27 protein-coding genes and 1 tRNA gene are annotated in these 26,076 nt (G+C 64.0%); 17 read left to right on the top strand and 11 right to left on the bottom strand.

Translation table 11 applies throughout. The annotated features are described in order from the left end of the window. Genes MESCI2_RS0100490 through MESCI2_RS0100500 form a run of 3 tightly spaced genes read left to right on the top strand, consistent with a single transcriptional unit; the run spans position 1 to position 2,149 of the window. Positions 1 to 633, top strand: a complete 633-nt coding sequence (locus MESCI2_RS0100490; RefSeq protein WP_027034820.1) for a precorrin-8X methylmutase — start codon at positions 1 to 3, stop codon at positions 631 to 633. Further along, positions 630 to 1,388, top strand: a complete 759-nt coding sequence (locus MESCI2_RS0100495; RefSeq protein WP_027034821.1) for a precorrin-2 C(20)-methyltransferase — start codon at positions 630 to 632, stop codon at positions 1,386 to 1,388. Before MESCI2_RS0100490 ends, MESCI2_RS0100495 begins: the two co-directional genes overlap by 4 nt. Further along, complete coding sequence (locus MESCI2_RS0100500; RefSeq protein ID WP_027034822.1) at positions 1,385 to 2,149, top strand: precorrin-3B C(17)-methyltransferase; 765 nt, start codon at positions 1,385 to 1,387, stop codon at positions 2,147 to 2,149. The genes MESCI2_RS0100495 and MESCI2_RS0100500 overlap by 4 nt, the downstream gene beginning before the upstream one ends. Here MESCI2_RS0100500 and MESCI2_RS0100505 read toward each other — a convergent pair. Continuing rightward, the gene (locus tag MESCI2_RS0100505) at positions 2,113 to 2,880 is read right to left on the bottom strand and encodes a cobalt-precorrin-6A reductase (RefSeq protein WP_027034823.1); all 768 of its coding nucleotides are present in this window, start codon (positions 2,878 to 2,880) and stop codon (positions 2,113 to 2,115) included. The two genes, MESCI2_RS0100500 and MESCI2_RS0100505, sit on opposite strands and share 37 nt — an antisense overlap. A 1-nt stretch (position 2,881) precedes the next feature. Here MESCI2_RS0100505 and MESCI2_RS0100510 point away from each other — a divergent pair, with 1 nt between their 5' ends. From MESCI2_RS0100510 to MESCI2_RS0100545, 8 genes are all read left to right on the top strand, one after another. Beyond that, positions 2,882 to 4,111, top strand: coding sequence for a bifunctional cobalt-precorrin-7 (C(5))-methyltransferase/cobalt-precorrin-6B (C(15))-methyltransferase (locus tag MESCI2_RS0100510; protein WP_027034824.1), 1,230 nt, complete (start codon positions 2,882 to 2,884; stop codon positions 4,109 to 4,111). Then, positions 4,108 to 4,605 (top strand): cobalamin biosynthesis protein, encoded by a 498-nt coding sequence (locus MESCI2_RS0100515; RefSeq protein ID WP_027034825.1) that lies wholly within the window; start codon positions 4,108 to 4,110, stop codon positions 4,603 to 4,605. The genes MESCI2_RS0100510 and MESCI2_RS0100515 overlap by 4 nt, the downstream gene beginning before the upstream one ends. Then, entirely contained in the window at positions 4,602 to 5,366 is a 765-nt protein-coding gene (cobM, locus tag MESCI2_RS0100520; RefSeq protein ID WP_027034826.1) for a precorrin-4 C(11)-methyltransferase, read from the top strand. Before MESCI2_RS0100515 ends, cobM begins: the two co-directional genes overlap by 4 nt. Beyond that, positions 5,363 to 6,181, top strand: a complete 819-nt coding sequence (gene cobA / locus MESCI2_RS0100525) for a uroporphyrinogen-III C-methyltransferase (RefSeq protein ID WP_027034827.1) — start codon at positions 5,363 to 5,365, stop codon at positions 6,179 to 6,181. The genes cobM and cobA overlap by 4 nt, the downstream gene beginning before the upstream one ends. Next, positions 6,178 to 7,491 (top strand): cobyrinate a,c-diamide synthase, encoded by a 1,314-nt coding sequence (locus MESCI2_RS0100530; RefSeq protein WP_027034828.1) that lies wholly within the window; start codon positions 6,178 to 6,180, stop codon positions 7,489 to 7,491. Before cobA ends, MESCI2_RS0100530 begins: the two co-directional genes overlap by 4 nt. Positions 7,492 to 7,539: 48 nt before the next feature. Beyond that, on the top strand, positions 7,540 to 8,313 hold the full coding sequence (gene cobS, locus MESCI2_RS0100535) for an adenosylcobinamide-GDP ribazoletransferase (protein WP_032900342.1): 774 nt from the start codon (positions 7,540 to 7,542) through the stop codon (positions 8,311 to 8,313). 38 nt (positions 8,314 to 8,351) lie between these two features. Further along, a complete protein-coding gene (gene cobT / locus MESCI2_RS0100540) occupies positions 8,352 to 9,362 on the top strand; it encodes a nicotinate-nucleotide--dimethylbenzimidazole phosphoribosyltransferase (RefSeq protein WP_027034830.1) in 1,011 nt (336 codons plus the stop codon). A 140-nt stretch (positions 9,363 to 9,502) separates the two neighbouring features. Continuing rightward, positions 9,503 to 10,690: a TIR domain-containing protein gene (locus MESCI2_RS0100545; protein WP_027034831.1), complete on the top strand. Its 1,188-nt coding sequence runs from the start codon at positions 9,503 to 9,505 to the stop codon at positions 10,688 to 10,690. Between the two features lie 78 nt (positions 10,691 to 10,768). Here the strand turns inward: MESCI2_RS0100545 and MESCI2_RS0100550 are convergent. Then, positions 10,769 to 10,844, bottom strand: a tRNA-Lys gene (locus tag MESCI2_RS0100550). 106 nt (positions 10,845 to 10,950) lie between these two features. Beyond that, a complete protein-coding gene (locus tag MESCI2_RS0100555) occupies positions 10,951 to 11,859 on the bottom strand; it encodes a PhzF family phenazine biosynthesis protein (protein WP_027034832.1) in 909 nt (302 codons plus the stop codon). Between the two features lie 101 nt (positions 11,860 to 11,960). On the opposite strand from MESCI2_RS0100555, the gene MESCI2_RS0100560 reads away from it, so the two are divergent. From MESCI2_RS0100560 to MESCI2_RS0100575, 4 genes are all read left to right on the top strand, one after another. Next, positions 11,961 to 13,253, top strand: a complete 1,293-nt coding sequence (locus MESCI2_RS0100560) for an efflux RND transporter periplasmic adaptor subunit (protein WP_027034833.1) — start codon at positions 11,961 to 11,963, stop codon at positions 13,251 to 13,253. 4 nt (positions 13,254 to 13,257) lie between these two features. Continuing rightward, positions 13,258 to 13,971, top strand: coding sequence for an ABC transporter ATP-binding protein (locus MESCI2_RS0100565; RefSeq protein ID WP_027034834.1), 714 nt, complete (start codon positions 13,258 to 13,260; stop codon positions 13,969 to 13,971). Then, complete coding sequence (locus tag MESCI2_RS0100570; protein ID WP_027034835.1) at positions 13,968 to 15,185, top strand: ABC transporter permease; 1,218 nt, start codon at positions 13,968 to 13,970, stop codon at positions 15,183 to 15,185. The genes MESCI2_RS0100565 and MESCI2_RS0100570 overlap by 4 nt, the downstream gene beginning before the upstream one ends. A gap of 132 nt (positions 15,186 to 15,317) precedes the next feature. Continuing rightward, entirely contained in the window at positions 15,318 to 15,560 is a 243-nt protein-coding gene (locus tag MESCI2_RS0100575; RefSeq protein WP_027034836.1) for a hypothetical protein, read from the top strand. On the opposite strand, the gene MESCI2_RS0100580 is transcribed toward MESCI2_RS0100575, so the two are convergent. Continuing rightward, a complete protein-coding gene (locus tag MESCI2_RS0100580; protein ID WP_027034837.1) occupies positions 15,557 to 16,273 on the bottom strand; it encodes a hypothetical protein in 717 nt (238 codons plus the stop codon). The genes MESCI2_RS0100575 and MESCI2_RS0100580 overlap by 4 nt on opposite strands. A 3-nt stretch (positions 16,274 to 16,276) precedes the next feature. Further along, entirely contained in the window at positions 16,277 to 17,389 is a 1,113-nt protein-coding gene (locus MESCI2_RS0100585) for an endonuclease/exonuclease/phosphatase family protein (RefSeq protein WP_027034838.1), read from the bottom strand. Positions 17,390 to 17,577: 188 nt separating this feature from the next. Between MESCI2_RS0100585 and MESCI2_RS0100590 the strand changes: the two genes are divergently transcribed. Continuing rightward, positions 17,578 to 18,141 carry a BA14K family protein gene (locus MESCI2_RS0100590; protein ID WP_027034839.1) on the top strand — a complete coding sequence of 188 codons (564 nt, stop codon included), beginning with the start codon at positions 17,578 to 17,580 and terminating at the stop codon, positions 18,139 to 18,141. Positions 18,142 to 18,247: 106 nt separating this feature from the next. On the opposite strand, the gene ilvC is transcribed toward MESCI2_RS0100590, so the two are convergent. From ilvC to MESCI2_RS0100605, 3 genes are all read right to left on the bottom strand, one after another. Continuing rightward, on the bottom strand, positions 18,248 to 19,267 hold the full coding sequence (gene ilvC / locus MESCI2_RS0100595) for a ketol-acid reductoisomerase (protein ID WP_013531065.1): 1,020 nt from the start codon (positions 19,265 to 19,267) through the stop codon (positions 18,248 to 18,250). A gap of 17 nt (positions 19,268 to 19,284) precedes the next feature. Beyond that, a complete protein-coding gene (locus MESCI2_RS0100600; protein WP_027034840.1) occupies positions 19,285 to 19,944 on the bottom strand; it encodes a TetR/AcrR family transcriptional regulator in 660 nt (219 codons plus the stop codon). Positions 19,945 to 20,096: 152 nt separating this feature from the next. Next, positions 20,097 to 20,555, bottom strand: a complete 459-nt coding sequence (locus MESCI2_RS0100605; protein ID WP_027034841.1) for a MarR family winged helix-turn-helix transcriptional regulator — start codon at positions 20,553 to 20,555, stop codon at positions 20,097 to 20,099. A 95-nt stretch (positions 20,556 to 20,650) separates the two neighbouring features. Here MESCI2_RS0100605 and MESCI2_RS0100610 point away from each other — a divergent pair, with 95 nt between their 5' ends. Then, entirely contained in the window at positions 20,651 to 21,376 is a 726-nt protein-coding gene (locus MESCI2_RS0100610; RefSeq protein WP_027034842.1) for a glutathione S-transferase family protein, read from the top strand. A 36-nt stretch (positions 21,377 to 21,412) separates the two neighbouring features. Here MESCI2_RS0100610 and MESCI2_RS0100615 read toward each other — a convergent pair whose 3' ends face one another. Genes MESCI2_RS0100615 through MESCI2_RS0100625 form a run of 3 tightly spaced genes read right to left on the bottom strand, consistent with a single transcriptional unit; the run spans position 21,413 to position 26,001 of the window. Further along, a complete protein-coding gene (locus MESCI2_RS0100615; RefSeq protein ID WP_027034843.1) occupies positions 21,413 to 24,235 on the bottom strand; it encodes a CHAT domain-containing protein in 2,823 nt (940 codons plus the stop codon). Positions 24,236 to 24,260: 25 nt separating this feature from the next. Further along, positions 24,261 to 25,544, bottom strand: coding sequence for an FAD-dependent oxidoreductase (locus tag MESCI2_RS0100620; RefSeq protein ID WP_027034844.1), 1,284 nt, complete (start codon positions 25,542 to 25,544; stop codon positions 24,261 to 24,263). 46 nt (positions 25,545 to 25,590) lie between these two features. Then, entirely contained in the window at positions 25,591 to 26,001 is a 411-nt protein-coding gene (locus MESCI2_RS0100625) for a winged helix-turn-helix transcriptional regulator (RefSeq protein ID WP_027034845.1), read from the bottom strand. Positions 26,002 to 26,076: the final 75 nt, after the last annotated feature.

Below are 26,076 nucleotides of genomic sequence, written 5' to 3' on the forward strand. Positions count from 1 at the left end.
ATGGCCGCCTACGACTATATCCATGACGGTACGGCGATCTACGAGCGCTCCTTCGCTATCATCCGCGCCGAGGCTGACCTTTCGCGCTTCTCAGAAGCCGAGGCCGATGTCGCCATCCGCATGATCCATGCCTGCGGGCAGGTCGAAGCTTCAAGTCATTTTGTGTTCTCCAAGGATTTCGTTGCCGCCGCCCGCGCCGCTTTGGCGGCCGGCGCGCCGATTTTCTGCGATGCGGAAATGGTCTCGCATGGCGTCACCCGCGCCAGGCTGCCGGCGGGCAACGAGGTGATCTGCACCTTGCGCGATCCGCGCACGCACGACATCGCCAGGGAGATCGGCAACACCCGTTCGGCCGCCGCGATCGATTTGTGGGGCGAGCGCATGGCGGGCTCGGTGATTGCCATCGGCAATGCACCGACCGCGCTGTTCTATCTATTGGAAAAACTGCGCGACGGCGCGCCGAAGCCTGCGGCCATCATCGGCATGCCGGTCGGCTTCGTCGGCGCTGCCGAATCCAAGGACGCGCTGGCCGAGAATTCCTACGGCGTGCCCTACGCCATCGTGCGCGGCCGGCTTGGCGGTAGCGCCATGACCGCCGCCGCGCTCAATTCATTGGCGAGGCCCGGCCTGTGAACACGCTTGCCAAAGGTCGTCTCGTTGGCGTCGGCACCGGTCCCGGCGACCCCGAACTGCTGACGCTGAAAGCCGCGCGCGCCTTGGCCGAAGCCGATGTCGTGGCCTATTTCGCCAAGCGCGGCAACAACAGCAACGCGCGCGCCATCGTCGAAACACGTTTCCGGCCGGATATGCTGGAGTTGCCGCTGCTCTATCCCGTCACCACCGAGATCGCTAGGGATCACGACGACTACCGCTCGCAGATCACGGCTTTCTATGAGGAGTCGGCCGAGCGGGTCGCCGAGCACCTCGAAGCCGGCAGGATGGTTGCGGTGCTGTCGGAGGGCGATCCTCTGTTCTATGGCTCCTACATGCATCTGCATGTGCGGCTCGCCCATCGCTTCCCGACCGAAGTCATTCCCGGCGTTACCGCCATGTCGGGCTGCTGGTCGCAGACTGGTATTCCGATCGTCCAGGGCGACGATGTGCTGACCGTTCTGCCCGGCACGATGAGCGAGTTCGAGCTGACACGCCGGCTGGCCGACACCGATGCCGCCGTCATCATGAAGGTCGGCCGCAACCTGCCCAAGATCAGGCGGGCGCTTGAAGCTACGGCCAAGCTGTCGCGCGCCGTCTATGTCGAGCGCGGCACCATGGCCGGCAGCGTCTCCATGAAGCTTGCCGACAAGCAGGATGACAAGGCGCCCTATTTCGCCATCGTGCTGGTCGCCGGCTGGTCCGGCCGCCCCGGCGTTTTGGGAGGCGAAGCATGAGCGGCCGTCTCACAGTCATTGGCCTTGGCCCTGGCAATCCCGAACAGGTCACGCCGGAAGCCAGCCGCGCTGTCGCCGAGGCGAAATTCTTCTATGGCTACAAACCCTATATCGACCGGCTCGAGCTCCGCCCGGACCAGACGCGCGTCGCTTCCGAGAATCGCGAGGAACTTGCCCGCTCCAAGGACGCACTGGTCAAAGCCGCCGAGGGCCACGACGTCGCGGTCGTCTCCGGCGGCGATCCCGGCGTGTTCGCGATGGCGGCGGCCGTCTGCGAGGCGATCGAGGCCGGTCCGGCCGAATGGCGCGCGGTCGATGTCACCGTGGTGCCCGGCATCACCGCCATGCTCGCCGTCGCCGCCCGCATCGGCGCGCCGCTCGGCCATGATTTCTGCGCCATCTCGCTGTCCGACAATCTGAAGCCGTGGGAGCTGATCGAATTGCGCCTGCTGGCGGCGGCCGGCGCCGGCTTCGTCATCGCGCTCTACAACCCGATCAGCAAGGCGCGCCCCTGGCAGCTCGGCCGTGCCTTCGAATGCCTCACTGCGATCCTGCCGGGCACCACGCCGGTGATTTTTGGCCGCGCTGCCGGCCGCCCGGACGAGCACATCGAGGTCTATCTGCTGGCCGATGTTGACGCGCAAAAGGCCGACATGGCGACTTGCATCATCATCGGCTCGCCGGAAACCCGGATCATCAAGCGCGGCGACAAACGGGCGCTGGTCTACACGCCGCGTTCGGCAGCAGGCTCGACAAAATGATCGACCATCACGGCCAGCGCCTCCACGGTTTCAGCCGACGGCACGTCCGGCAAGGCTGGCCGTTGGACCATCACAACGTCGAGGCCAAGCGCCCTTGCGGCGGCGATCTTGCCGTAGGTAGCCTTGCCGCCGCTATTCTTGGACACGACGACATCGATGCGATGCTTTTCAAGCAGCGCGCGTTCCTCCGCCTCGCGAAACGGGCCACGGGCCAAGAGATAGACGGCATCGGGCACGGCCAGTTTAGGCTCGACGGGATCGACGCTGCGGATGAGATAATGGTGCTGCGGTGCTGCCTCGAAAGAGGCGACCTCCTGCCGGCCGAGCGCCAGAAAAACGCGACGCGGCGCAGGTCCAAGCGCTTGCGCGGCCTCGCCAGACGTATCGACCTGCGTCCAGCGGTCGTCCTCGACAGGCTCCCAGCCGGGGCGCCGCAGGGCAAGGATCGGCACGCCGGCCATGCGCGCGGCTTGCGCGGCATTGGTGGAGATTTGCGCCGCATAGGGGTGCGTGGCGTCAATCAGCAGGTCGGTATGTTCTTTCCGCAAATAATCGGCCAATCCATCGGCACCGCCAAAGCCCCCCGTTCGCACCGGCACGCCTTGCGCGACCGGGCTTTCGGTGCGCCCGGCCAGGGACAGCGTAACCGAGATATCCGCGCGCGCTGCCAGTTTTCCGGCCAGTTGCCGCGCTTCCGTGGTGCCGCCGAGGATCAGAATACGGTGGGTCATCATGCCTGCTGAGCGTCAATCGCGAGCCGCCTGGCTGACGGTCGTCGGTATCGGCGAGGACGGTTTAGCGGGTCTCGGCGACGAGGCCAAGCAGCGGATTGCCGAAGCAGAAATCATCTTCGGCGGCAAGCGGCACCTGGCGCTGGTCGCGTCCTTCGCCAAGGGCGAGCCGCGACCCTGGCCAGTGCCTTTCGATACCGAGATGGCCGACGTGCTGGCGCTTGCCGGCCGAAACGTCTGCGTGCTTGCCTCCGGCGATCCATTCTTCCACGGTGTCGGCGCCACCCTCGCCCGCAAGGTCAAGCCACAGGAGATGCATGTCATCCCCGCGCCGTCGGCCGTTTCCCTGGCGGCCGCCCGGCTTGGCTGGGCGCTGCAGGATATCGAGACCGTCTCATTGCATGGCCGGCCGCTCGACCTGATCCGGCCGCTGCTGCAGCCCTGCGCCCGTATCCTTGCCCTGACCTCGGACGCCAACGCACCGGCGGCGATCGCGCGCCTGCTGACGGAACTCGACTTCGGCGCCTCGCAGCTGACGGTGCTGGAAGCGTTGGGTGGTCCGAACGAAAACCTGCACACCGCGCGTGCCGACGCCTTCGATCTCGAAAACATCAATCCGCTCAACGTCCTGGCGATCGAGATTGAATCCGGCCCGGATGCGCGCGTCCTGCCGCTCACATCAGGCCTTGCCGATCATCTGTTCGACCATGACGGCCAGATCACCAAACGCGAAATCCGTGCGATCACCTTGTCGGCGCTGGCGCCGAGGCGCGGCGAATTGCTGTGGGACATCGGCGCCGGCTCCGGTTCCATCGGCATCGAATGGATGCTGGCCCACCCTTCCATGCGCACTATTGCCATCGAGGCCGATCCGGCCCGCGCCGCCCGCATTGGCCGCAACGCCGCCGCCTGTGGCGTTCCCGGCCTTGTCGTGGTCGAAGGCAGCGCCCCCAAGGCGCTTGCCAGGCTGGACACGCCTGATGCGATTTTCATTGGCGGCGGCGGCAGCGATGCCGGTGTCTTGAACGCCGCCATCAAGGCGCTGCACACTGGCGGCCGTCTCGTGGCAAACGCGGTGACGCTGGAGATGGAAACCCTGCTCCTTGCCCGACACATCTCGCTTGGCGGTGACCTTGCCCGGATCGCCATCTCCCGCGCGGCGCCAGTTGGCTCGATGCAGGCCTGGCGGCCGGCCATGCCGGTCACCCAATGGTGCTGGGTGAAGCCATGATGGTCGCAGGCATAGGCTGCCGAAAGGGCGTGAGAGTCGAAGACGTGCTTGCGGCGATCGAAACCGCGCTCGAGGCGCATGGGCTGGTGATGACAGCGCTTTCGGCGCTGGCCACGACTGAATTCAAGCGCAACGAAGAGGCCATTTTCGCTGCCGGCCGTAAACTCGACCTCCCTGTCATAGTGGTGGACGTTGCCGGATCCGAACCGGCGCTCCCCCTCACCCAGCCTCCGCTTCGCTCGGCTGACCTCTCCCCGAGGGGAGAGGAGATTGCCAGCGGCGGTGCCAATCTCTTCTCCCCAGCGGGGAGAAGGTGGCCCGAAGGGCCGGATGAGGGGGCCACGCGCAATCTCTCGCAGGATGTTGCCGGCACGCCCTCGGTTTCCGAGGCGTCAGCCCTCGCCGTTGCTGGCACCGGGGCAAAACTGCTCGGCCCCCGCACGGTGCTCGGCCCGGTCACTTGTGCCATCGCCATCAGCGGAGATGCGCCATGACCGTTCATTTCATCGGCGCCGGTCCCGGTGCCGCCGATCTCATCACGCTGCGCGGCGCAAGGCTGCTGGCGAGTTGCCCGGTCTGCCTCCATGCCGGCTCGATCGTCGCACCCGAATTGCTTCAGCACTGCGCGCCGGGGACAAAACTGATCGACACCGCACCGATGTCGCTCGACGAAATCGAGGCCGCCTATCTCGAGGCGCACAAATCAGGCCATGATGTCGCGCGGCTGCATTCCGGCGACCTGTCGGTGTGGAGCGCCGTGGCCGAGCAGATCCGCCGGCTGGAAAAGCACGGCATTGCCTACACGCTGACGCCGGGCGTGCCCTCCTTCGCCGCCGCCGCCGCCGCATTGCGCCGCGAGCTGACCATTCCCGAAGTCGCGCAAAGCCTGGTGCTGACCCGCATTTCCGGACGTGCGTCAAAGATGCCGCTGGGCGAAACGCTGGCCGGCTTCGGCCGCACCGGCGCCACGCTGGCCATTCATCTGGCCATCCACGCCATCGACCGCGTCGTCGCCGAACTCACACCGCACTATGGCGGCGATTGCCCGGTGGCGATCGTCTTCCGCGCGTCCTGGCCGGACGAGCGTGTGCTGACCGGCACGCTGGCGACGATCGAGGCGCTGCTGACCGCCGATCCTATGGAACGCACGGCGATCATCTTCGTCGGCCGCTCGCTGGCCGCGGAAGGTTTTGGCGAGAGTTCACTATACGACGCCCATTACCAGCGGCGTTTTCGCGGACGGGACGGATTGTGAGCGGCAGCACCAAAGACATCGGCGAAAACGCCACGCTCGAAAAAGCCTTGTCACGGCTGAATTTCAAGCCGCGCCGGCTCGAACCCGGCCATGTCTGGCTGGCCGGCGCCGGCCCCGGCGACCCCGGCTGCCTGACGCTCGAAGTGTTGGCGGCGTTGGCCGAAGCGGATGCATTGGTCTACGACGCGCTGGTTTCATCCGATGTCGTCGCCGTTGCCGAAAAAGCCGAGCTTTTCTTTGCCGGCAAGCGTGGCGGAAAACCGTCGATGAAACAGGACGACATCACCGCCCTTTTGGTGCGGCTGGCGCGCGATGGCCGTCGCGTCATCAGGTTGAAGGGCGGCGACCCCTATATTTTCGGCCGTGGCGGCGAAGAAGCTCTGGCGCTCGCGCGGGAAGGTATTCCCTTCCGCGTCCTGCCCGGCCTGACGTCCGGCCTCAGCGCGCTGGCCGCGACCGGCATCCCGGCCACCATGCGCGGCATCAACAAGGCTGTGATCCTGGCCACCGGTCACGCTGCCGGCACCGATGACGATCTCGACTGGGCGGCGATCGCCCGCACCGGCCAGCCTGTCGTCGTCTATATGGGCATGGCCAATCTGCCCCTGATCGCCGCGGCACTGCTCGATGGCGGTCTGGCGCCGTCGACACCAGCGGCTGTGATCGTCGCCGCAACGACGCCGCAGGAACGAACCGTCGTCGCCACGCTCGCCACTATTGCCGAGGAAGCGGCCGCCGCCGGTCTTGCCTCGCCGGCACTGATCGTCGTTGGCGGCATCGTTGCCATGCGCGCGGCACTGGCGGGGCAAGCATGACGGCCCGCGCCATCATCATCGGCGCGCCGCGCTCCGGCTCCGGCAAGACCAGTGTCACCATCGGCATCCTGCGCGCGCTGACCCGGCGCGGGCTGAAGGTGCGCGGCGCCAAATCCGGCCCCGACTATATCGACCCCGGCTTCCACACCGCCGCCACGGGGCTGTCCGGCGTCAATCTGGACAGCTGGGCGATGCCGCCCTCGCTGCTCAATGCGCTCGCCGCGCAGGCCGCCGACGACACCGATTTCGTCATCCTCGAAAGCGCCATGGGACTGTTCGACGGCATTCCGGCCGCAACGGGCCGCACCGGCTCGGCGGCCGACCTAGCGCGCCTCTATGGCCTGCCGGTGCTGCTGGTGCTCGACGTTTCCGGCCAGTCGACCACCGCGGCAGCCGTTGCGAAGGGTTTTGCCACCTATGACCTGGATGTGCGCATGGCCGGTGTCGTACTCAACCGGTTGGGCAGTGAGCGGCACCGCAAGCTGTGCAGCGAGGCCATCGAGGCGATCGGCCTGCCGGTCGTCGGCGCCATCCTGCGCGACCCCACGCTCAACCTGCCCGAGCGCCATCTCGGTCTTGTCCAGGCGGGCGAATACGACGACCTGATGGCGCATCTCGACCGGCTGGCCGACATGGCGGAAAAGTCGCTCGACCTCGATGCGATCATGGCCCTGGCAACGCCCCTCACCCCGGCGTCTGGCGGTTTCGCCGGCGCGCTGCAGCCGCCCGGCCAGCGCATCGCGCTGGCCGAGGATGCCGCCTTCACCTTCCTCTATCCGCATGTCGCCGCCTACTGGCGCAAGGCTGGCGCGGAAATTATCCCGTTCTCGCCGCTCGCCGACGAGGTGCCCGGCGAGGACTGCGATGTCTGCTGGCTGCCCGGCGGCTATCCCGAGCTTCACGCCGGCCGCCTCGCCGCCGCCGCGACTTTCCGCGCCGGCATGGCGCGTTTCGCCGCGACGAAGCCCATCCATGGCGAGTGCGGTGGCTTCATGGTGCTTGGCGAAGCGCTGGAGGATGCCTCCGGCGAAACGCATCGCATGCTGGGCCTGCTCGGCCATTCCACTAGCTTCGCCAAACGCAAGATGAACCTCGGCTATCGCGAGGCGCGGTTGCGTGCCGATTGCCCGCTGGGCTCAGCTGGCGCGCTGATCCGTGGCCACGAATTCCACTATGCCCAGATGACCTCTACCGGCAATGACGAGCCGCTGGCCGACCTCGCCGACGGCCAGGGCAATCCGATCGGCGCCTCCGGCTATCGGCGTGGCCATGTCAGCGGTACCTTTTTCCACGCCATTGCGAGGGGCTAGAATAAGATGCCGAAAAATGGCGACCGGTTTTCGGAAAAGATCAGGCTCATGGTCCGGAACATCATCGTTTCGCCACGACAAATCCCCAGCGACATCGCGCTCTGCCTGGTCTTCTTCACCAGACTGCCGCTCCCTGTCCTCGACTTTCGCGGCCGCAGCCTTGCCGCCGCGATCTGGGCCGCCCCTGTTGCCGGCCTCGTCGTCGGCCTTATCGGCGCCATCGTCTTTGCCACGGCGGAGCGGTTTGGCCTTGCCATGGGGCCTGCGGCCGCCCTCGCCCTCGTCGCAACCGTGCTCACCACCGGCTGCCTGCATGAGGACGGCCTGTCCGACGTCGCCGACGGCTTTGGCGGCGGCAAGTCGCGCGGCCGCAAACTCGAGATCATGCGCGACAGCCGCATCGGCGCCTACGGTGCCATGGCGCTGGGCCTGTCGCTGCTCATCCGCTGGAGCGCGCTGTCGCAGCTCGTCGACCCCACACAGGCACTGTTCGCCCTCCTGGCCGCACACGCGGCCTCGCGCGGCCTGCTCGGCGCCTTTATGCATCTCTTGCCCCCAGCGCGGATCGATGGCCTGTCGGCCGATGCCGGCACCGTCTCGCAGGAAACAGCCATCGCCGGCGCCGTGCTCGGCGCGATCCCGCTGCTCTTGCTTGGGCTCGGCGGCGCCGTTTTCGCGCTGATCCTGCTTGGCCTGCTGTTTGCCGCGTTCCGCGCCCTTTGCCTCAACCAAATCGATGGCCAGACCGGCGACACGATCGGCGCCTTGCAGCAGGCAAGCGAGATCGCGGTGCTGCTTGTCGCATCCGTAGCGCTTTCCTGACCCCCTTGGCCTGATTCCCTTTCGGAGACTTTGCCCCCATGCCCTTCAAATCGCTTAGTGAATTGCGCGCCGCCTGCCTCGACTTGCCGGCCGGCAGCGACGGAGCGGCCAATGCGGTCGCCCGCCGCCAGGACACGCTGACCAAGCCGCAAGGCAGTCTCGGCCGGCTGGAGACCATCGCCGCCTGGCTGGCGCGCTGGCAGGGCCGCGACATGCCGAAACTCGACCGCGTAAAAGTCTTCGTCTTCGCCGGCAACCACGGCGTCACCGCGCAAGGCGTGTCGGCCTATCCCTCGGAAGTCACCGTGCAGATGGTGGCGAACTTCGCCGGCGGCGGCGCCGCCATCAACCAGCTTGCCCGCATGGCCGGCGCCGAACTCGACGTCATCCCGCTCGATCTCGACCATCCGACCGGCGACTTCACGCAAGGGCCGGCGATGGACGAAGCGGCCTTTCTGGCGGCGGTCTCGGCCGGCTATGATGCGATGACGAAGGATCTCGACCTGATCTGCTTCGGCGAGATGGGCATCGGCAACACCACGCCGGCAGCCGCCATTTCAGCGGCGCTGTTCGGCGGTGGCGCGGAAAAGTGGACCGGGCGTGGCACCGGTGTCGACGACGTCGGCCTCAAGCGCAAGGTGGTCGCCATCGAAGCCGGCCTGAAGCGCCACGCCGCCGCCCTTGCCGACCCGCTGGGCATTGCTGCCGCACTCGGTGGCCGCGAGCTCGCCGCCATCTTCGGCGCCACGCTGGCGGCCCGCCATCTGGGCATCCCTGTGCTGCTCGACGGCTTCGTCTGCACCGCCGCCGCAGCCCCACTGGCAAAGATGCACCCAACCGGCCTCGCCCACACAATCGCCGCTCACGTTTCGGCCGAATCGGGCCATCGCGGCCTGCTCGAAGCCCTCGGCCTGCCGCCGCTGCTCGATCTCGGCATGCGGCTCGGCGAAGGCTCCGGCGCCTGCCTGGCCGTCAACATCGTCCGTTCGGCGCTGGAGTGCCATGCCCGCATGGCAAGCTTTGCCGAGGCTGGTGTGTCGGAGAAGTAAATACGAGACTCTACTGCACCGACGGGTGAGCCGATGAAGGCTCTCCACGAACGCCTTGCCGGGCCGCAACTCTCACGTCGTCTCCTAGATTCGGATGACGGAGAAATCTATAGTGGGGCACAGAGTCGGAGAGGTATCCCTTGGAAAGCGACTTTCAAGTTTTCATAAGCTACGCTAGGCCGGACCGTGAGGCGGCGGGGGAATTATACGATTGGCTTAAGCAAAACGGCTTTGAAAGCTGGGTTGACTTCAAGAAAATTAAAGGCGGGCAAAATTGGGATTTTGAAATTAAACGCGCTCTGGATAGGTCATCTATCATTGTCATTCTTTGGTCGAAAAATTCGCGCGACCGTCGAGGCTATATCCAAAGACAGCTGAAGCTGTCTTTGGAAAAATATCAAGAAAAATTGATTGATGATATTTTTATAATACCAGTCCTTATTGATGACAGCCCCATTCCTGAACAATTTAAAAGCATTCAAGCTTTATTCACCAGCCAATCTGATTTTAGAGAAGCGTTATCCGATGCAATATCTCATCAGATCGAGCGGCTGGGCGGCGAGCGTGAGCGCGTGCAGTTGGATCAGAAAATCACCTGGCACTCCTCTTTAATCAAGGAAGAGTGGGAGGGGACACCGGGTTATGCGGTTGAACTTCAGATATTGGATTTTTCTTCCACAATAATTCCGAACGTAGCTCAGATCGGCCAGCACGTTAGAGGTGCTCTGATCGAAAATTTATTTTCTTACCGTCGAAGCAAATTTGAACAAAGATCGGAAACTTATAACTATGCCCAGGACAAATGGTCTCGAACCAGCACATTCGACGCCCATTGCGGAGACCCTATATTTTGCAATAAAATTGTTACACTTCTATACAATATGAATTGGTATGGTGCCGGGGCAGCGCACCCTACGCACGGCCATAAGACTTTTGCATTTCTGCTTGAACCACTTATCAGAATCGAATCGCTTGAAAGTGTTTTCGTGACGCCCGATGTTGCGTTTTCAATTTTACAAAAGGAAGTTCGTCAGCGGTTGGTAAAATACAATCCGTGGGGAGACGAGGAGCCAGACCCCGGCACCGTGATCGGCTTAGAAGAGGAGTGGGTAAACGAAGGAACGGAAAAATGGTCGGATTTTCGATCGTTCGTTTTCAGCGAAAACAGCCTTGATATCCACTTCTCGTCCTATCAAGTCGCCTATTATGCGGCGGGCACGCCCCACGTTTCAATCCCGTACCCCTTGGTCGTCAAATTAATGCGGGAAGAGTACATCGTCGCCCTCAATATCAAGAGATACACATATGACCAGCAGCCTGTTGCCTAGGGAGCTGCCTTTTTGCGGATTTGACGCGGGGCTCGTGACCCCGCTTCGCTTGCAACACATTGAAATATCAGCGGAAAATGGTGGGTGCGCACAGGATTGAACTGTGGACCCGCTGATTAAGAGTCAGCTGCTCTACCAACTGAGCTACGCACCCACTCGGCCGGCAAAAACCGGCGTTGGCGGGCATATAGCCGCCACCATCGGTCCTGTCCAGCCCTGCCGGAATCATTTCCCGACAAATCGACCGAGCATGCGTTCGATCACACGAACAGCTTGCCCTCCGCCACCTTGATCGCGTTGCCGCCAATGCGCGCCGAGGCCAGTTTTCCGCCTTGCACGGTCAGTTCGAGGCGGATGCGCGATGGTCGGCCCATCTCCAGCCCCTGCTCGATCCACAGCTGCGAAATGCCGTCGGTCGGTGCGTCGAAATGCATGATGGCGCCGGCAAAGGCCGCAGCCGCCGAGCCGGTCGCCGGATCCTCGTAGGAAGGCGTGCCGGGCACGATCATGCGCACATGGAAGGCGCTTTCGTGGTTCACCGTCTCGCGGCAGTAGACATAGGGGCTGGCAAAGGCCCACTCGCTCTTGCGCGGCGCCAGTTCCGACCAGGCCTGGTTGTCCAGCCTGATGCGGCCCGCCGCCTCCAGATTGGCAACCGGGATGGTGACGTAGGGCACGCCCGCCGACCAGAACGCGACGCGGTGATTCTCGAAGCCGATCTCATGCGGCGTCAGCCCAAGCGCGGCACCGATCGCCTCCGGATCGGCTTCGAGCTTCAGCGGCTCCGGCAGCTTGGCCAAGTCGAACTCGGCAAAAGTGTTGCCGTCGTGCTCGCTGACGGCGCACCGCACCGGGCCGATATTTTCCTCCAGCACGAAAATGCCGGCGCCGCCCTCTTGCGCCAGTTCGGCCAGCGCGATCGCGGCGCCGACCGTTGGATGGCCGGCGAACGGCATTTCATAGTCGGGGGTGAAGATGCGGATGCGGTTTTTGTGCTTGGGATTGTCCGGCGGCAGCACGAAAACCGATTCGGAAAGGTTGAATTCGCGCGCGATGGCCTGCATCGCGGCCGTGTCCAATCCCTTGCTGTCCAGCACGACGGCCAAAGGATTGCCGGCCAGTCGCTCGGTCGTAAACACATCGTAAAGTAAGTAATTCCGGGTTTTCATTCCTGCCTCAATCCCAACATGGGCGAAATTTAATTTGATATTTGAACCAGTAAGCCTGATCTGTGCACAGATAGGGACATTGCGCATTATAGGGGTCCAGCGTGGACCAGATTGTCAATCTGCCAAGGACGGAATCGGATTCCGCCATCGAGACGGCGCTCGGGCTCGACAGAACGGGTCAGCGCAAGTCGCGCCGGCGCGGCTGGCTCTATGCGCTGCTGGCGCTGATCGTGCTCGTCGCCGGGCTCGGCGTCTATCAGTGGTATGCCGGCTCGCCGGCCAGGATCGACTACACCACCGTGCCTGCCGCCAAGGCCGACCTCACCGTCGCGGTATCGGCGACCGGCACGCTGCAGCCACTCACCCAGGTTGACATTTCAAGCGAACTGTCCGGTATCATCCGCTCCGTCTCGGCCGAGGAGAACCAGCAGGTCAAGAAGGGTGACGTGCTGGCGACACTCGACACGGTGAAACTCGAAGTCCAGATCGAGCGCGCCGAAGCTTCGGCCAAGGGCGCCGCCGCCAATGTCGAGGACGCCACGGTCACGCTGGCCGAAAACGAGAAGGCGCTTGTCCGCGCAGCAGCGCTGACCAAGCGCGGCATGGCGACCGACCAGTCGCTTGAAGCAGCAACCGCCACGCGCGACCGTTCCAAGGCAGCGCTCGACAGTGCGCAGGCCAACCTCGCCATCGCCCAGGCCGACCTCAAGGCGCAGCAGACCGACCTTGCCAAGAGCACCATCTATGCGCCGATCGACGGCATCGTGCTGACGCGATCGGTCGATCCCGGCCAGACGGTTGCCTCCTCACTGCAGGCGCCGGTGCTGTTCATCATCGCCGCCGATCTCAGGAACATGGAACTGGTGGCGGCGGTCGACGAAGCCGATATCGGCGCGGTCAAGTCCGGCCAGCATGCCCGCTTCACCGTGGATGCCTTCCCCGAGCGGCCGTTCGATGCCGAGATCCGCGACATCTCCTATGCCTCGGTGACCACCGACGGCGTCGTCACCTACAATGCGCGGCTCGAGGTCGACAACAACGAGCTGTTGCTGCGGCCCGGCATGACCGCCACCGTTTCGGTCGTCACAAAGCAGGCCAAGGGCGTGCTCACCGTGCCGGCCACCGCCTTCCGATATCGTCCGGCGCAGCAGGCCGCCCGCGGCTGGAGCCTGAGCGACCTGTTCACCGGCCGCATGGGGCGCCCCGGCGGCAACCGCCAACGCCAGGCCGCGACAGCGCCCACCGACGGCTCTCGCACGCTCTACGTGCTGGAGAACGGGCGTCCGCACCCGGTCAATGTCAAGATCGGCTCCACCGACGGCGAACTGACCGAGATCATTTCGGGTCTGGACGAAGGCGCACAAATTATCACCGCGTCGCAGCAGCGGAGCTGATACCGTGGCTGCGGGCGCGACCCTCATCACCTTCGACAAGGTCTGGAAGAGCTATGGCCAGGGCGAGGCCAAGGTGCATGCGCTGGCCGGCGTCGATCTTGCCATCCGGCGTGGCGAATTCGTCGCCATCATGGGGCCGTCCGGCTCGGGCAAGTCGACGGCGATGAACATCATCGGCTGCCTCGACACGCCGACGGCCGGAACCTACTCCTTCATGGGCATCGACGCCGGCCGCCTCGACCGCAACCGCCGCGCCATGCTGCGCAACCTCTATGTCGGCTTCGTCTTCCAGGGCTACAATCTGCTGGCCCGCACCACGGCAGCCGAAAATGTCGAACTGCCGCTGATCTATCGCGGTGTTGCCGCGCGAGAGCGCCGCGACCTCGCCATGCAGGCCTTGGCGGAGGTCGGCCTTGTCGGCCGCGAGCACCACACGCCGGCCGAACTGTCCGGCGGCCAGCAGCAGCGCGTGGCGATCGCGCGCGCCATCGTCACCCGCCCGACACTCCTGGTCGCAGACGAGCCGACCGGCAATCTCGACACCGCCCGCACGCACGAGATCATGGAGCTGCTGACTAGGCTCAACACCGAGCTTGGCCTGACCATCGCCATGGTCACGCATGAGGCCGACGTCGCCGACTATGCCGAACGCACCATCCGCTTCCTCGACGGCCACGTCGCCTCTGATTCCAGGAAGCTGGAGATCGCACAACCATGATCTGGGAAACCGTCCGCCTCTCGCTGCGCTCGATCCGCCGCAACGTGCTGCGCTCGTTCCTGACCTTGCTTGGCATCGTCATCGGCGTTGCCGCCGTCATCGCCATGCTCACCATCGGCTCGGGCACCACAGCAAAGGTCAAGGCCGACATCTCCAAGCTCGGCAGCAATCTGCTGGTCGTCCGCTCCGGCCGCCCGGCCGGCCCCGGCGGTCCGGGCGGGCTCGACCAGGTGGTGCGTCCGCTGGCCGAAAAGGACCTGGCGGCACTGGTTGCGCATCTCAGCGGTGCCCGCGCGATTTCGCCGGCCTCGCAAAAGCAGGTCCGCGTCATCTTCGGCACCGAGAGCCTGACCTCGGGCGTCACCGGCACCGACAGCGCCTATCTCGATGCGCGCGACTGGAAGCTGGTATCGGGCCGCCCGTTCAGCGATTCCGAGACCCGCTCGGGCACCGGCGTATGCCTGATCGGCGAGACGGTGCGCCAGCAATTCTTCGGCGCCGGCGATCCGGAGAGCGAGATCATCCGCGTCAACCGCACCTCCTGCAAGATCATCGGCCTGCTCGAGCCCAAGGGCTATACCGGCTTCGGCCAGGACCAGGACAATGTCGTGCTGATGCCGCTGCATGCCTATCAGCGCCGCATCGCCGGCAACCGCGACATCGACAACATCTACATCGCCGCCGACGACCGCACACCGACCAGCGAGTTGCAGCCCCGCGTCGAGGACATTTTGCGCGATGCGCGCCGCATCACGCCCGACCGCGAGAGCGATTTCGCCATCCGCGACATGACGCAGATCGCCGACGCCATGGCCAGCGCCACAACCACCATGACCGGCATGCTGGGCGCCGTCGCCGGCGTCAGCCTGCTGGTCGGCGGCATCGGCATCATGAACATCATGCTGGTGTCGGTCACCGAGCGCACCCGCGAGATTGGCATCAGGCTCGCCATCGGCGCGCATGAAAAGCACATCCTGATCCAGTTCCTGGTCGAGGCGACGGTGCTGTCGCTGCTTGGCGGCATCATCGGCATCCTGATCGGGCTGGCGCTGGCCGGCCTCGCCGCGGTGACGCTGACCATCCCCTTCGCGCCGAGCCCGGCGGTGATCCTGCTCGCCGTCGGCTTTTCCGCGCTGATCGGCATGGTGTTCGGCTTCTTCCCGGCGCTGCGCGGCGCCAGGCTCGACCCGATCGACGCGCTAAGGCACGAATAGGGCAACCCGGTCGGAAATGCGGCCAGCGCTCCAACCGGTTTTGCACAGTCTTCGGTGTTTCCACCCTGCCCGCCACTGTCGCCGCACCGTTCGCGATGCTAGGGCAATTCACCCTGGGTGGAGGAATAGCCAATGAGCAAGAAGGCGCGACTGGTCCTGGCGATGGTGATCATCGAGGCAGGTCTTGCAGGCATCTGGTGGTATCTCGCCCGCTACGGTATGGCCAATCCCGATCGCGTCACCGCCGACTTCCAGGCAGTCGTCGGCCAGACCATGGGAATGGCGATGGGCGGCTTGCTGGGCATCGGCTTTATCCTGTTCCTCGTCGCCGCCCGCAACGATCGCAACGCGGCACAGAACAAGACGCGCCCTTAATTCCCGTTTGCGAAATGCCACTCGATCAGCGGCTTCATGTGCGGCGAGAGTCCATCCGGCAGGTCGGCGGCATGGCGGATGATCACCGGTCCCTCGATCTCCGGCTCGGTCTCGGCGGCAACGAAGGCTGAGATGCGCCTGGCGATCTCGTCGGCAGGCGCCGCCGCATGGTAGCGGCGAAAGATCACCGTGCCGCCGCTGGTCGACATGGCATGGTAGCGCTTGCCGCGTTCCGCACCTGACAGGTCGAGCCCGGTTTCCTCGCGCACTTCGCGGATCATGTTGAAGTCGACATCGACCAGCCCGTCGCGAAAATCGACAGGCTCGAACGAGCCGGCGGCGAAATAGACGCGCCCGGCATTGACCGTGTGCGGTCCCATGCGGATCGCCACCAGCGCATTGTCGCCGGCCACCAGCATGGCATGCGCATAGGCATGCTCGGCGCCCGAATTCTCGCGCCGCTTACGCCACAGCATGAAGGTCGAGTAGTTGACCGCATGGCAACGGCCGACCAGACGGTTGTCGCGGTAGGCAAGTTGCGATAGCAGCACCACCGTGCCGTCGAACAGCGCCGGATTGGCGGCGATTTCGCGCTGCCAGTTCTCGGCGATCGCCCCCGCATTGTTCAAGGCGAAGGGATGCGGACCGGGATCGAGCCGGACGTCGACGGCATCGACCGGCAGGATGACATTGCGCGGAAGGTCGAAACTCATGCGTCAGGTCATGTCCAGCGTGATCGCCACCGGACAATGATCCGATGCCTTCGGCCGGTCCCAGCCGGCGCGCGGAAACCGCTCCACTTCCTGCCCCGGCGGAAAGATGGTGCGCCAGGGCTGGCCGTTGCGGATGATGTCGGGAACGGCCGTCGCGTTGCTGGCGGCGAGCCCCTTCGACAGCAGGATGTAGTCGAGCTGGCACAGATGCCGCTCTTCGGGTCCTCGCGTGTGGTAAAAACTCCAGCGGTTCATCTCCGGCCGCCGCTCGACGACGTTTTCGCAGAAGCCCCCTGCCGTCAGCACGTTGATGCAGGACAGGGCTTCATCGACCACCTCGAAGCGGTAGCCGTCGATCGCATCGCCGGCCACCTTCACGCGCTGCCGATAATCATTCATGTCGCCGCATATCGCCCAGTGTTTGTCGGCGGCATAGTCCTTGCCGAAGCGCTCCTCGATGATCCGTCGCACGGCCCGCGCCTCGGCGATGCGCACCGGCATCGTCGCCTCGCGACCGTCGAGCCCATTGCGCGGCGAGCCCATCGACTTGAAGTGCACGAGGTAGAGCGTCAACGGCACGCCGCCCACGGTGAGGTCGATCTCCAGGCAGTCGCGCCGGAAGATGCGCTCATTGGCCAGGTTGCCGAGTGTCGCCAGCTCCGGCGTGTGCAGCCCGAACTGCTCGTAGGTGACGTAGGCGTGGCTGGTCATGCGCACGAATTCGATCGGCTGGCCCTGCGCGGTCTCGTTGCGCATCATCACGGCAACGTCGATGCCGCGCGAATCATTGCCCGATGTAGTGTATTTCTGCCGGTAGCCCTGCCCCACCATCTTGAACAGATAGCCGTATTCGAAGGCCTTCAGCGCCTCGATGTTGTCGACCTCCTGCATGCAGATGATGTCGGCCCGGGTGGCAGCGATTGCCAGCGCCGTCAGCTGACGCGTGTCGTCGGACTGGGCGATGGCGCGGGCCTGCTCCAGAATCCTGTATTCCGCCTCGCTCTGGATATCGAACAGCGCCAGCGTCCGATCCTCGTTGAGCTGGTTGCGATAGCCGGAATAATCGAACCTGTTCATCAGGTTCTCGACATTGAAGGTGGCAAGGCGCAGCGACATGCCATGACCTTTGCCCGCAAGTGCTTCGGAAAACAAGCGCGCAGAACCACCAGCTGAGATCGATTGGTCCTGGGCGCGTTCGCGTCATGGTTGACGGAACCTTTCCGTTCATCCGCCGTTCAGATGCAAACATCCATTGTTGCCCCATCCTCGGGTGGGCGTGGGGCCTGTAACTCTTGGAGAGTGCAATGAATTCGCTCTTTTCTTCCACGGTCAAATCGGGGCTGATAGCCCTCGGTATCCTCTCCGGCATCACGGCACCGTCCGCCGCTGGGCCGATCATGCAGCCGAACATGTCGCTTCCCACCAGCACCGCAGCGCCGAATGTCACGCCGGTCCGCGATAGCTGGGCGGGCGGCAACAACAACCAGCAGTACAATGACAATTGGAGATGGCGCCGGTCGGGCAATTGGAACGGCAGCCGTCGACACTGGAATGGCGGCGGCGGTAACTGGAATGGTGGAGACAACTGGCGGTGGCGCCATGGTCGCCATCACTACCGCGGCGGCCGTTACTATGATGATGGCGCGAGTGCCGCGATCCTGGGCCTTGGCCTGGGGCTAGGCCTCGGCAGCATGTACAACAATAACGACTACTACGACCGGCCGGCGCCGCGCCGCTACTACCGCGCGGGACGGCTTTCGAGCGCCCATGTCCAATGGTGCTACAACCGCTACCGGTCGTACCGGGCCTACGACAACACGTTCCAGCCCTACAACGGCCCGCGCCAGCAGTGCTACTCACCCTATTGATGCGCTGGCCCTGTAGCTGAGCTGACCGACAGAATGAAAAACGGCGCCGCGTGGCGCCGTTTCTTGTTTATGGAAGCTGCTGTTTTCCAGCGCTTGTGGATTTCGCTCAATTCTTCGCCTTGTCGACCAGCTTGTTCTTGGAAATCCACGGCATCATCGCGCGCAGCTTGGCGCCGACTTCCTCGATCTGGTGGCTGTCATTGTTGCGGCGGATGCCCTTGAAGCGGGACATGCCGGCGCGGTATTCCTGCATCCACTCCGAGGTGAATTTTCCCGTCTGGATGTCCTTCAGCACGCGCTTCATCTCGGCCTTGGTCTCGGCGGTGATGATGCGCGGGCCCGAGACATATTCGCCCCATTCGGCGGTGTTCGAGATCGAGTAGTTCATGTTGGCGATGCCGCCTTCATAGATCAGGTCGACGATCAGCTTGACCTCGTGCAGGCACTCGAAATAGGCCATTTCAGGCGCGTAGCCGGCTTCCACCAGCGTCTCGAAGCCGGCACGGATCAGCTCGACCAGACCGCCGCACAGCACGACCTGCTCGCCGAACAGGTCGGTCTCGCATTCCTCGCGGAAATTGGTCTCGATGATGCCAGAACGGCCGCCGCCGACGCCGCAGGCGTAGGACAGGGCCAGATCGAGCGCATTGCCCGAGGCATCCTGATTGACGGCGACCAGGCACGGCACGCCGCCGCCCTTCTGGTATTCGCCGCGCACCGTGTGGCCGGGGCCCTTCGGCGCGATCATGACGACGTCGACCGTCGACTTCGGCTCGATCAGGCCGAAATGCACGTTGAGGCCGTGTGCGAAAGCGATCGCCGCACCATCGCGGATGTTCGGCGCGATCTCGTTTTTGTAGATGTCGGCCTGCAGTTCGTCCGGCGTTGCCATCATCATCAGGTCGGCCCATTTGGCCGCGTCCGCCACGCTCATCACCTTGAGCCCGTCGGCCTCGACCTTCTTGGCGGTCGCCGAGCCGGCCTTGAGGCCGATGGCGATCTCCTTGGCACCGGAATCCTTGAGGTTGAGCGCATGCGCCCTGCCCTGGCTGCCATAGCCGATGATGGCGACCTTCTTGCCCTTGATCAGATTGAGATCGGCATCACGATCGTAATAGACGCGCATTTTGTCTTCCTTCCCGTTTATGAATCAGAGGCCTTGCGGCCCGGTTTTGCTCCATGAAGAGCGAGAAACTGCTGCGTCGCGCGCGCGGCATCGCCGCCGATCGCCGCCTCAGTCAATTCCAGCCGGTCGCCGAGCAGCAGACGGATCTGCACGTCGCGGGCGACCAGCCCGAAAAAGGTGCGGAACGCCGTCTCGGCATCCGCGAAGTCCAAAAGCCCGGTCCGTCGGCCGGCCTCAAGCACCGGCTTCAGCCGTTTGGCCAATGCGAAGCGGCCGTTCTCCAGCACCACGGCGCCGAGATTGTCCTTGCCGGAACCGGCATGGCTGACCGCCACCCGATTGAGCGCGATCGACGTGTCGCTGGAAATCACCTTGAGCCAATCCGAGGCGAAGCGCTCGAGGCTCGCGGTCAGCGAGGCAAGATCCAGCCCCTTGCCGTCGACCGGCGCCACCCGCACTTTCGAGGCCTGCCACTGTACCGTCGCCGTCAGCAGCCCGTCGCGGTCGCCGAACCATTTGTAGAGCGTTTCCTTGGAACAGCTGGCGCGGCGCGCCACGGCGGTCATGGTGAGTTGGTCGCCCTCCTCGACCAGCAGCCGCAACGCCGCGTCGAGCACGGCCTTCTGCCGCTCCGTCAGCGCTTCGCTGGTGTCGATGTCGGGCACGCTATGCAACACGCTCTTCTCTCGAAAGGTCGGGCCATCCATCACTCGGCAAGCCGTACCGTACGTTACGGTTCGGCATATTGCTCATTCCAAGGCCGTACGCAAGAGGACGAGAGCAAAATATCTGCAAGTGGATGAGCGTTGCCGCGCGCGACAAGCCTCGCCTAGTCGCCGGCTGGCGGTAGACGCAACCGTCCAAGCAATGCCGAGACCATGGTCAGCTCATCCGCCGACAATTTGGCGCCTACCAGTTCCGCAATCGAGCGTCCGTAGACAGCCCACATCTGGCGGCGTGTCTCTCGCCCGCTGGCGGTGACGCGGATGGTCTGGCCACGGCCGTCATCGGCCACCGGCAGTTTCTCGACGAGCCCATCGGCCTCGAGCCGGGCCAGCAGGCGCGAAATGTTGTATTGCGCAAACAGCGTGCGCTCGATGAGCTGGAACGGCCGCAGCCCGCCCTCGCCCGCCTCGGCGAGCTCATGCAGCACGTCGTACCAGGCAAGCGGCGGCAGGCCGGCGGCCTTCAACGCTTCTTCAGCGCTTTCCATCAGTTGGCGCGAAACGCGCATCAGGCGAGCCCAGGCCTTGATGGCTTCTGGCGAAGGCGTGGCTTTCTCGGTCATGGCCAAGCATAGGCAGTAGATGCATCTGCATCAAGCTTGACGATCGATGCATATGTATCCATATAGATGCAAATGCATTAACTTTGGAAAATCTCATGAAACACAAGCTCATTCTCGTCAGCCATCACCTTTGTCCCTATGTGCAGCGCGCCGCGATTTCGCTGGCCGAAAAGGGCGTGCCGTTCGAGCGCATCGATATCGACCTCGCCAACAAGCCGGACTGGTTCAAAGCGATCTCGCCGCTCGGCAAGGTGCCGCTGCTGCGCGTGCAGCGGAATGGCGAGGAAACGGCGATCTTCGAATCGGCCGTCATCCTCGAATTCCTCGAAGAGACGCAAGCCAATCCCCTCCACCCTGCCGACCCCTATGCCCGCGCCCGTCATCGCGCCTGGATCGAGTTCGGTTCGGCAACCCTCAACGCCATCGGCCGGTTCTATTCAGCCTCGACCGAAGCTGGCTTCCTTGCCGAATCCAGCGCGCTGTCCGCCATGTTCGACCGTCTCGAAGCCGAATTGGCCGACGAGCCTGGCGGCCCCTGGTTCGCCAGCAGGCACTTTTCGCTGGTCGATGCCGTTTACGGTCCGGTCTTCCGCTATCTCGATGCCTTTGACCGCATCGGTGATTTCGGCATTCTGGACGGCAAACCGCTCGTCCGAGCCTGGCGCAAAGCGTTGAGTGAGCGCCCGTCGATCAGGCAAGCTGTGGCGCCGGACTATCCGCAGCGCCTGCATGCTTTCCTGCAAGCGAAGGGATCGCACCTTTCAGGCCTCATCCGGCAAAACGATCCGGCCACCGCGCCTCGGTCAGCCCGATCCGCTTGAACGGATCGATCGCGAGCAAGCGTTGGTTTGCAGCCGTCAGTTTTCGAACATGACGAAGGCGGCCCATACCCGCGGGTCCTGCGCGCCTGATATCTTGCCGTCGCGGGCATCGCGACGGGCCTGGCGCAGCGCTTCCGGATAAGTCCGCCCGGCGGCGAGATGGCCGTAGAAGCTCACCATGAAGGCAGCAGTTCCCGCATCGTCCACAGGCCAAAGGGCGAGCAACGAGCGCTTCGCACCGGCAATGTTGATTGCCGTCGGCAGGCCGCGCAAACCGCCGACGAATGTCTCCTGGCCACGGGCCGTCTCGCAGGCGGAGAGCACAAGCAGGTCGAGGTTCGACAGGTCCCACATCATCAGCTCCATGCCATAGAGCCGGCCGTCATCATCATCGCGCTTCATCGATTGCCGGTTCCCAGACCGGGACAGCACGACCTCACTCTGCCATAGCGCATTCACGGCGCCGACGCCGCCCTCTTTCTCGTCGCGGTAGGCACCGTGTGTGGCCAGATGCGCAACCGTGGCCTGCTCCATGTCCTTGCGCAGCGCCCGTTCGCCGGCAGCGGTTCCGGTAAGGGTCTCGACCGAATAGTGATCGCCGTGCAGGATCGAGGCGATCGCGTCGACCTCCTTGCGGGTACCCGGTAGCGGCTCGGCACCCTTCTCCGCACCCCGTGCGTAATCCAGGCCGCCGGCCAGCAGGGCCTTGCCGGACTTGGGAAAACTCTGATCGATGCCTGCGTTCAACAGCGATTCCGGCCGGGTCAGCATGCGCACCAGGAAGCGATCGTCGAGCGACGCGCCCTTGCTGTCCTGCAGCAAGGGGAATGGCACCGAAAACAGCTTGCCGTCCGGCACCACGAAAAGCGTGTCGGCGCCGCCAAGCGACGGCTCCAGAGGTGCGATCAGACCGGCGTAAAGCCCTGTGAATGTCGCGTTCAGATCGACCAGGGTCACAGCGCCACGCTCCTGCGCGAAGCGGGTCGACCTGAGGTTTGCCATGCGGGTTTCCCGGGCGGCGGGGATGAGCCGGCGCGGATCGCCGAGGTCATAGAGCGACGGCTGCTGGTCCTTGCGCGTGACGATCGCGTAGAGCCGTTCGTCTTCCAGCGGATCGGCGCTCTCGCGATCCGCCCGCCACTTGCGAGTGATGAAATAATCGATCAGCGCCTCGTTGGGCTGCAGCAGCGTGTTGGCGGATGGCAGTGGCTTGTCCACCACGCTTTGGTCGAATCTGTACTTCGTCGTGACTCTCGTGATCGCCTTTTCGTACGCCGCCTGAGCCTGGTCGGGCCGCACCGCACCTGGATCGTCGGCACTGTCGCCACTGGAAGCAGCCTCCTGGTAGGCCAGGGACAGCCGTATCCCGGCCTGGATCAAATGGCGTGTCTCCATATCGTTCGGATCGATCAAACGCGACAGTCTGCGCAACTGATCCCGTTTGTCGTTTTCGAGTGTCGGCCAGCGACGCACCGCTTCAGCGAATGCCGGCACTGCCGATGCGTTGTTTTTTGCCAGCCGCGCATAGTCGTAGAGCATGTCATCGGCCAAGGCGCGGCTGGCTTCAGCGACGACCGGGTTGGCGGCCGTGCTTACCTGGAACCAATTCCAACGCAACATGTCATCGTTGAGGGCCGCGAAATCGGTGGCTGCAGCCTCGGGATTCGACTTCGCCTTGAGGTTGGCCATGGCGTGCCGCGCGGCAAAGGTCAGCGGGTGTACCGAGCCGTATGTCGATCCGGCGATGCTATAGGCCCGATCGAGTTGGTTCATGCTGTTTTCGGTATCGCCCATGGCGGCGAAATGCGCGGCGAGCAGGTTGGCGATCTTGATTGCCAATATCTCGGGATAACTCGCGTCGTTGGTCAGCGGCAACAAGCGTGCGAGCGTCGGCGCGTCGAGCGGCTGTGCACCGGAAAGAGCCCTGGTGTAGAGCAGCCAGGCATCGGCCTGCTCAATCAAATTGCCTTCCTGCTTGAGGACGACAGCGATATCCCGGTCCTGCTGGAAATAGCGCAAGGCCTCGTCGTACTTGGCGAGGTCGAGATAATCCTGAGCCGTGTTGTTGGCGCTAACCAGAACGTTGAAGTGATTTGGCCCGTAGTAGCCGATACGTTTCTCGAGCACATTCAGGTCGTACTGTAAGGCGCGTGTCGGTGCCCCGATCTGACGCAACATGTCGGCAAGATTGTTCTGCAGCTTCCAGGTGAAGCGATCATCCTGGCCAAGCACCCGCTCCGCAATCTCCAGATTGCGCTGGTCAACGTTGATCGCCGCAGCGATTTGACCGAATGCAGCGATCCCTGTCGCCAGCACATCGTTGGCATACATGAGTTCCGGGGATTCCGTGCCATGATAGCGGGCGTAAAGATTGGTTGCTGTAGCGCACATGGAAACGAAGCCCTGGTAGTCTTTCTCGGCCTGTTTCAGCATTGCGTAATTGAGATAGAAATCGGCACGCTTCGCGACATCCTGCTGCATCGCCCTGGTTTTCAGGCCTTCGGCAAAAATCTCCTCGGCGTTGTCGAGGATCTGGTTGTTGAGAAATGTCGCGCCGGCGTTCGAGTAACTCTCGACCGTAAATTCATAGAGGTCGCTCCTAGCCGCATCGAGCAGCGCTGCCCGCAACTGCACGTAACCGTGGTCGAAACGCACCACCTCCATCATCAGCTTGTAGGCCGCATCGATCCGAGCCTTCAGCGCCGCTTCACTGTCTGCCGGAGCCTGCTGGCTGGCCTGACCTGGCGTCTGGGCTTGCGCCTGCGGCAAGGGCAGCATCACGACCGACGTGGCCAGGACAGACGCAACGACCCGTATCAGGTCTAGCGATTTTCGGACCCTGGAGATGACAACGTTCATACGGATCGGTCCGAGGCGAAAAACTCTAGGATGCGGTCGTATCATGACCCGGACTTTGTCCGAAATTCCACCGTGTTTCCTTGAGTCCGATCCGCTTGAACGGATCGACCACCGTGCCCGCCACCATCGAGGCAAGGAATTGCGGCGCCGGCGGGATTTTTGCCACCGTCGCCACCAGCCTGTCGCGGATGAAGGGCAGCGCCACCGAATCCGACTGGTAGAACGGCGTGAATGCCAGCGACAGCGCCTGGAAGATGCGGACATGCCAGCGCCGCGCCCTCGCATAGGCTTCCAGTGCTGCCTCGACGTTTGACGCCCGCGCCAGCGCATGGCTGAGCGCCGCGGCGTCGAGCAGCGCCATGTTGGCGCCTTGCCCGAGTTGGGGGCTGGTCGAGTGCGCCGCGTCACCGATGATGGCCAGCCGCCGCCCTACGGGCCGCTTCATCGTGTGGTGGCCATAGCGCGCCAGCGAGAGCTGGTCGAAACTGTCGATCTGGCTGGTGAACGCCTCGCTCTGCGGCCACAGCCCGACCACCCTTTCCTTCCAGGCGTTCAGACCGCGGACGCGCACCTCATCGGCATCCGACGGCTTCAGGCTCCAGAAGAAGGCCGCCATCTTTTCAGCGCCCGGCTGCGGCCGGCCGATCGGCAGCACGCCGATCATCACGCTCGCTCTGTCGTAGCGTTGCAGCAGCGCGTGCTCGTCGAAACCATCGCCGCGCCAGCCGAGCGAGGCCCAGAACGCGCCATAGGTGAGTGGCAGCGGCTCGCCTGGAGCGCTTTCGCGGCGCAGTTTCGAGCGCGAACCGCTGGCGTCGACGACGAGGTCGAACGGCCCTGCCCTTCGTCCGTTGCCGCATATCAGCGTCGCCCGTTCGCCAGTCTCCAGGGCCTCGATCTCGACGCCGGTCTCGATGGCGATCGCTTCGCGCTGCGCAGCGCGGAAGAGCACGCCGAACAAGGCCGCCCGGTGCACCGCCAGCCCGAAGCGGCCACCGCGTTGCGCATCATAGCGGACATCGAGCACGGTACGGCCTGTCGTGGCATCGGCGCCATGAAGGCGGTCGATGCGGCTGCCCAGCGCCAGTATGTCGTCAAGCAGGCCAAGATCGGCTAAGACCGTCAGCCCTGTCGGCTGCAGGATCAGCCCGGAGCCGACAGGCTTCGGCTCATCGAAGCGCTCGAAGACCGTGACCCGATGCCCGGCGCGCTTGAGATAGAGCGCCATGGCCAGTCCCGCCGGCCCGGCGCCTGCAATTGCGATGTCGTAGGAAATGCCAATGCCCCCAAAGCCGAATGGCCGGGACAATCCTTCAGCGGAAGGACGAAATCAAGTCGCGGCGCCGTCCAGAGGCTTACGCTTGGGCGGCATCAAAATCGGCGCGTGCGCCGCGCACCGCATCATGATTGAGCTCGGCCCACAGGATCAGCTGATGCAAGGCGCCGAACATCGATTGTCCGAGATCGGTCAGGCTGTATTCGACGCTCGGCGGCTTGGTCGGGAACACCTCGCGATGCACATAGCCGTCGCGCTGCAAATCGTAGAGCGTCTGCGTCAGCATGCGCTGTGAAATGTCCGGCACCAGCCGCCGCAACTCGCCGAAGCGATAGGGCTGCTCGGCCAAAGCCATCATCAGCAGCGAGCTCCATTTGCCGCTCACGCCCTGGATGACCTCACGGACCGGACAATTGGAGAAGTTGCCGCCGCCGGAGACCGCCTTGTAGACCTCCAACTTCGATCTCAGATTGACGATCTTGCTGTCCACCGCTGGTTCCCTGCGCGTGCCTACCTCCCGAAAAACTGCCTTCTTTACGGCTCCGGGTCAATTCCTATTTTAGTG

Source organism: Mesorhizobium ciceri WSM4083, from assembly GCF_000519305.1.
Classification (GTDB): domain Bacteria; phylum Pseudomonadota; class Alphaproteobacteria; order Rhizobiales; family Rhizobiaceae; genus Mesorhizobium; species Mesorhizobium ciceri_B.

Bases quoted from the DNA above. Each gene is read 5' to 3' on its own strand.
- ilvC (WP_013531065.1), bottom strand. From the start codon at position 19,267: ATGCGCGTCTATTACGATCGTGATGCCGATCTCAATCTGATCAAGGGC.
- MESCI2_RS0100605 (WP_027034841.1), bottom strand. From the start codon at position 20,555: ATGACCGAGAAAGCCACGCCTTCGCCAGAAGCCATCAAGGCCTGGGCT.
- MESCI2_RS0100490 (WP_027034820.1), top strand. From the start codon at position 1: ATGGCCGCCTACGACTATATCCATGACGGTACGGCGATCTACGAGCGC.
- MESCI2_RS0100500 (WP_027034822.1), top strand. From the start codon at position 1,385: ATGAGCGGCCGTCTCACAGTCATTGGCCTTGGCCCTGGCAATCCCGAA.
- cobS (WP_032900342.1), top strand. From the start codon at position 7,540: ATGGTCCGGAACATCATCGTTTCGCCACGACAAATCCCCAGCGACATC.
- MESCI2_RS0100615 (WP_027034843.1), bottom strand. From the start codon at position 24,235: ATGAACGTTGTCATCTCCAGGGTCCGAAAATCGCTAGACCTGATACGG.
- MESCI2_RS0100570 (WP_027034835.1), top strand. From the start codon at position 13,968: ATGATCTGGGAAACCGTCCGCCTCTCGCTGCGCTCGATCCGCCGCAAC.
- MESCI2_RS0100585 (WP_027034838.1), bottom strand. From the start codon at position 17,389: ATGTCGCTGCGCCTTGCCACCTTCAATGTCGAGAACCTGATGAACAGG.
- cobM (WP_027034826.1), top strand. From the start codon at position 4,602: ATGACCGTTCATTTCATCGGCGCCGGTCCCGGTGCCGCCGATCTCATC.
- MESCI2_RS0100610 (WP_027034842.1), top strand. From the start codon at position 20,651: ATGAAACACAAGCTCATTCTCGTCAGCCATCACCTTTGTCCCTATGTG.
- MESCI2_RS0100530 (WP_027034828.1), top strand. From the start codon at position 6,178: ATGACGGCCCGCGCCATCATCATCGGCGCGCCGCGCTCCGGCTCCGGC.
- MESCI2_RS0100580 (WP_027034837.1), bottom strand. From the start codon at position 16,273: ATGAGTTTCGACCTTCCGCGCAATGTCATCCTGCCGGTCGATGCCGTC.
- MESCI2_RS0100505 (WP_027034823.1), bottom strand. From the start codon at position 2,880: ATGACCCACCGTATTCTGATCCTCGGCGGCACCACGGAAGCGCGGCAA.
- MESCI2_RS0100555 (WP_027034832.1), bottom strand. From the start codon at position 11,859: ATGAAAACCCGGAATTACTTACTTTACGATGTGTTTACGACCGAGCGA.
- MESCI2_RS0100575 (WP_027034836.1), top strand. From the start codon at position 15,318: ATGAGCAAGAAGGCGCGACTGGTCCTGGCGATGGTGATCATCGAGGCA.
- MESCI2_RS0100590 (WP_027034839.1), top strand. From the start codon at position 17,578: ATGAATTCGCTCTTTTCTTCCACGGTCAAATCGGGGCTGATAGCCCTC.
- cobT (WP_027034830.1), top strand. From the start codon at position 8,352: ATGCCCTTCAAATCGCTTAGTGAATTGCGCGCCGCCTGCCTCGACTTG.
- MESCI2_RS0100515 (WP_027034825.1), top strand. From the start codon at position 4,108: ATGATGGTCGCAGGCATAGGCTGCCGAAAGGGCGTGAGAGTCGAAGAC.
- MESCI2_RS0100510 (WP_027034824.1), top strand. From the start codon at position 2,882: ATGCCTGCTGAGCGTCAATCGCGAGCCGCCTGGCTGACGGTCGTCGGT.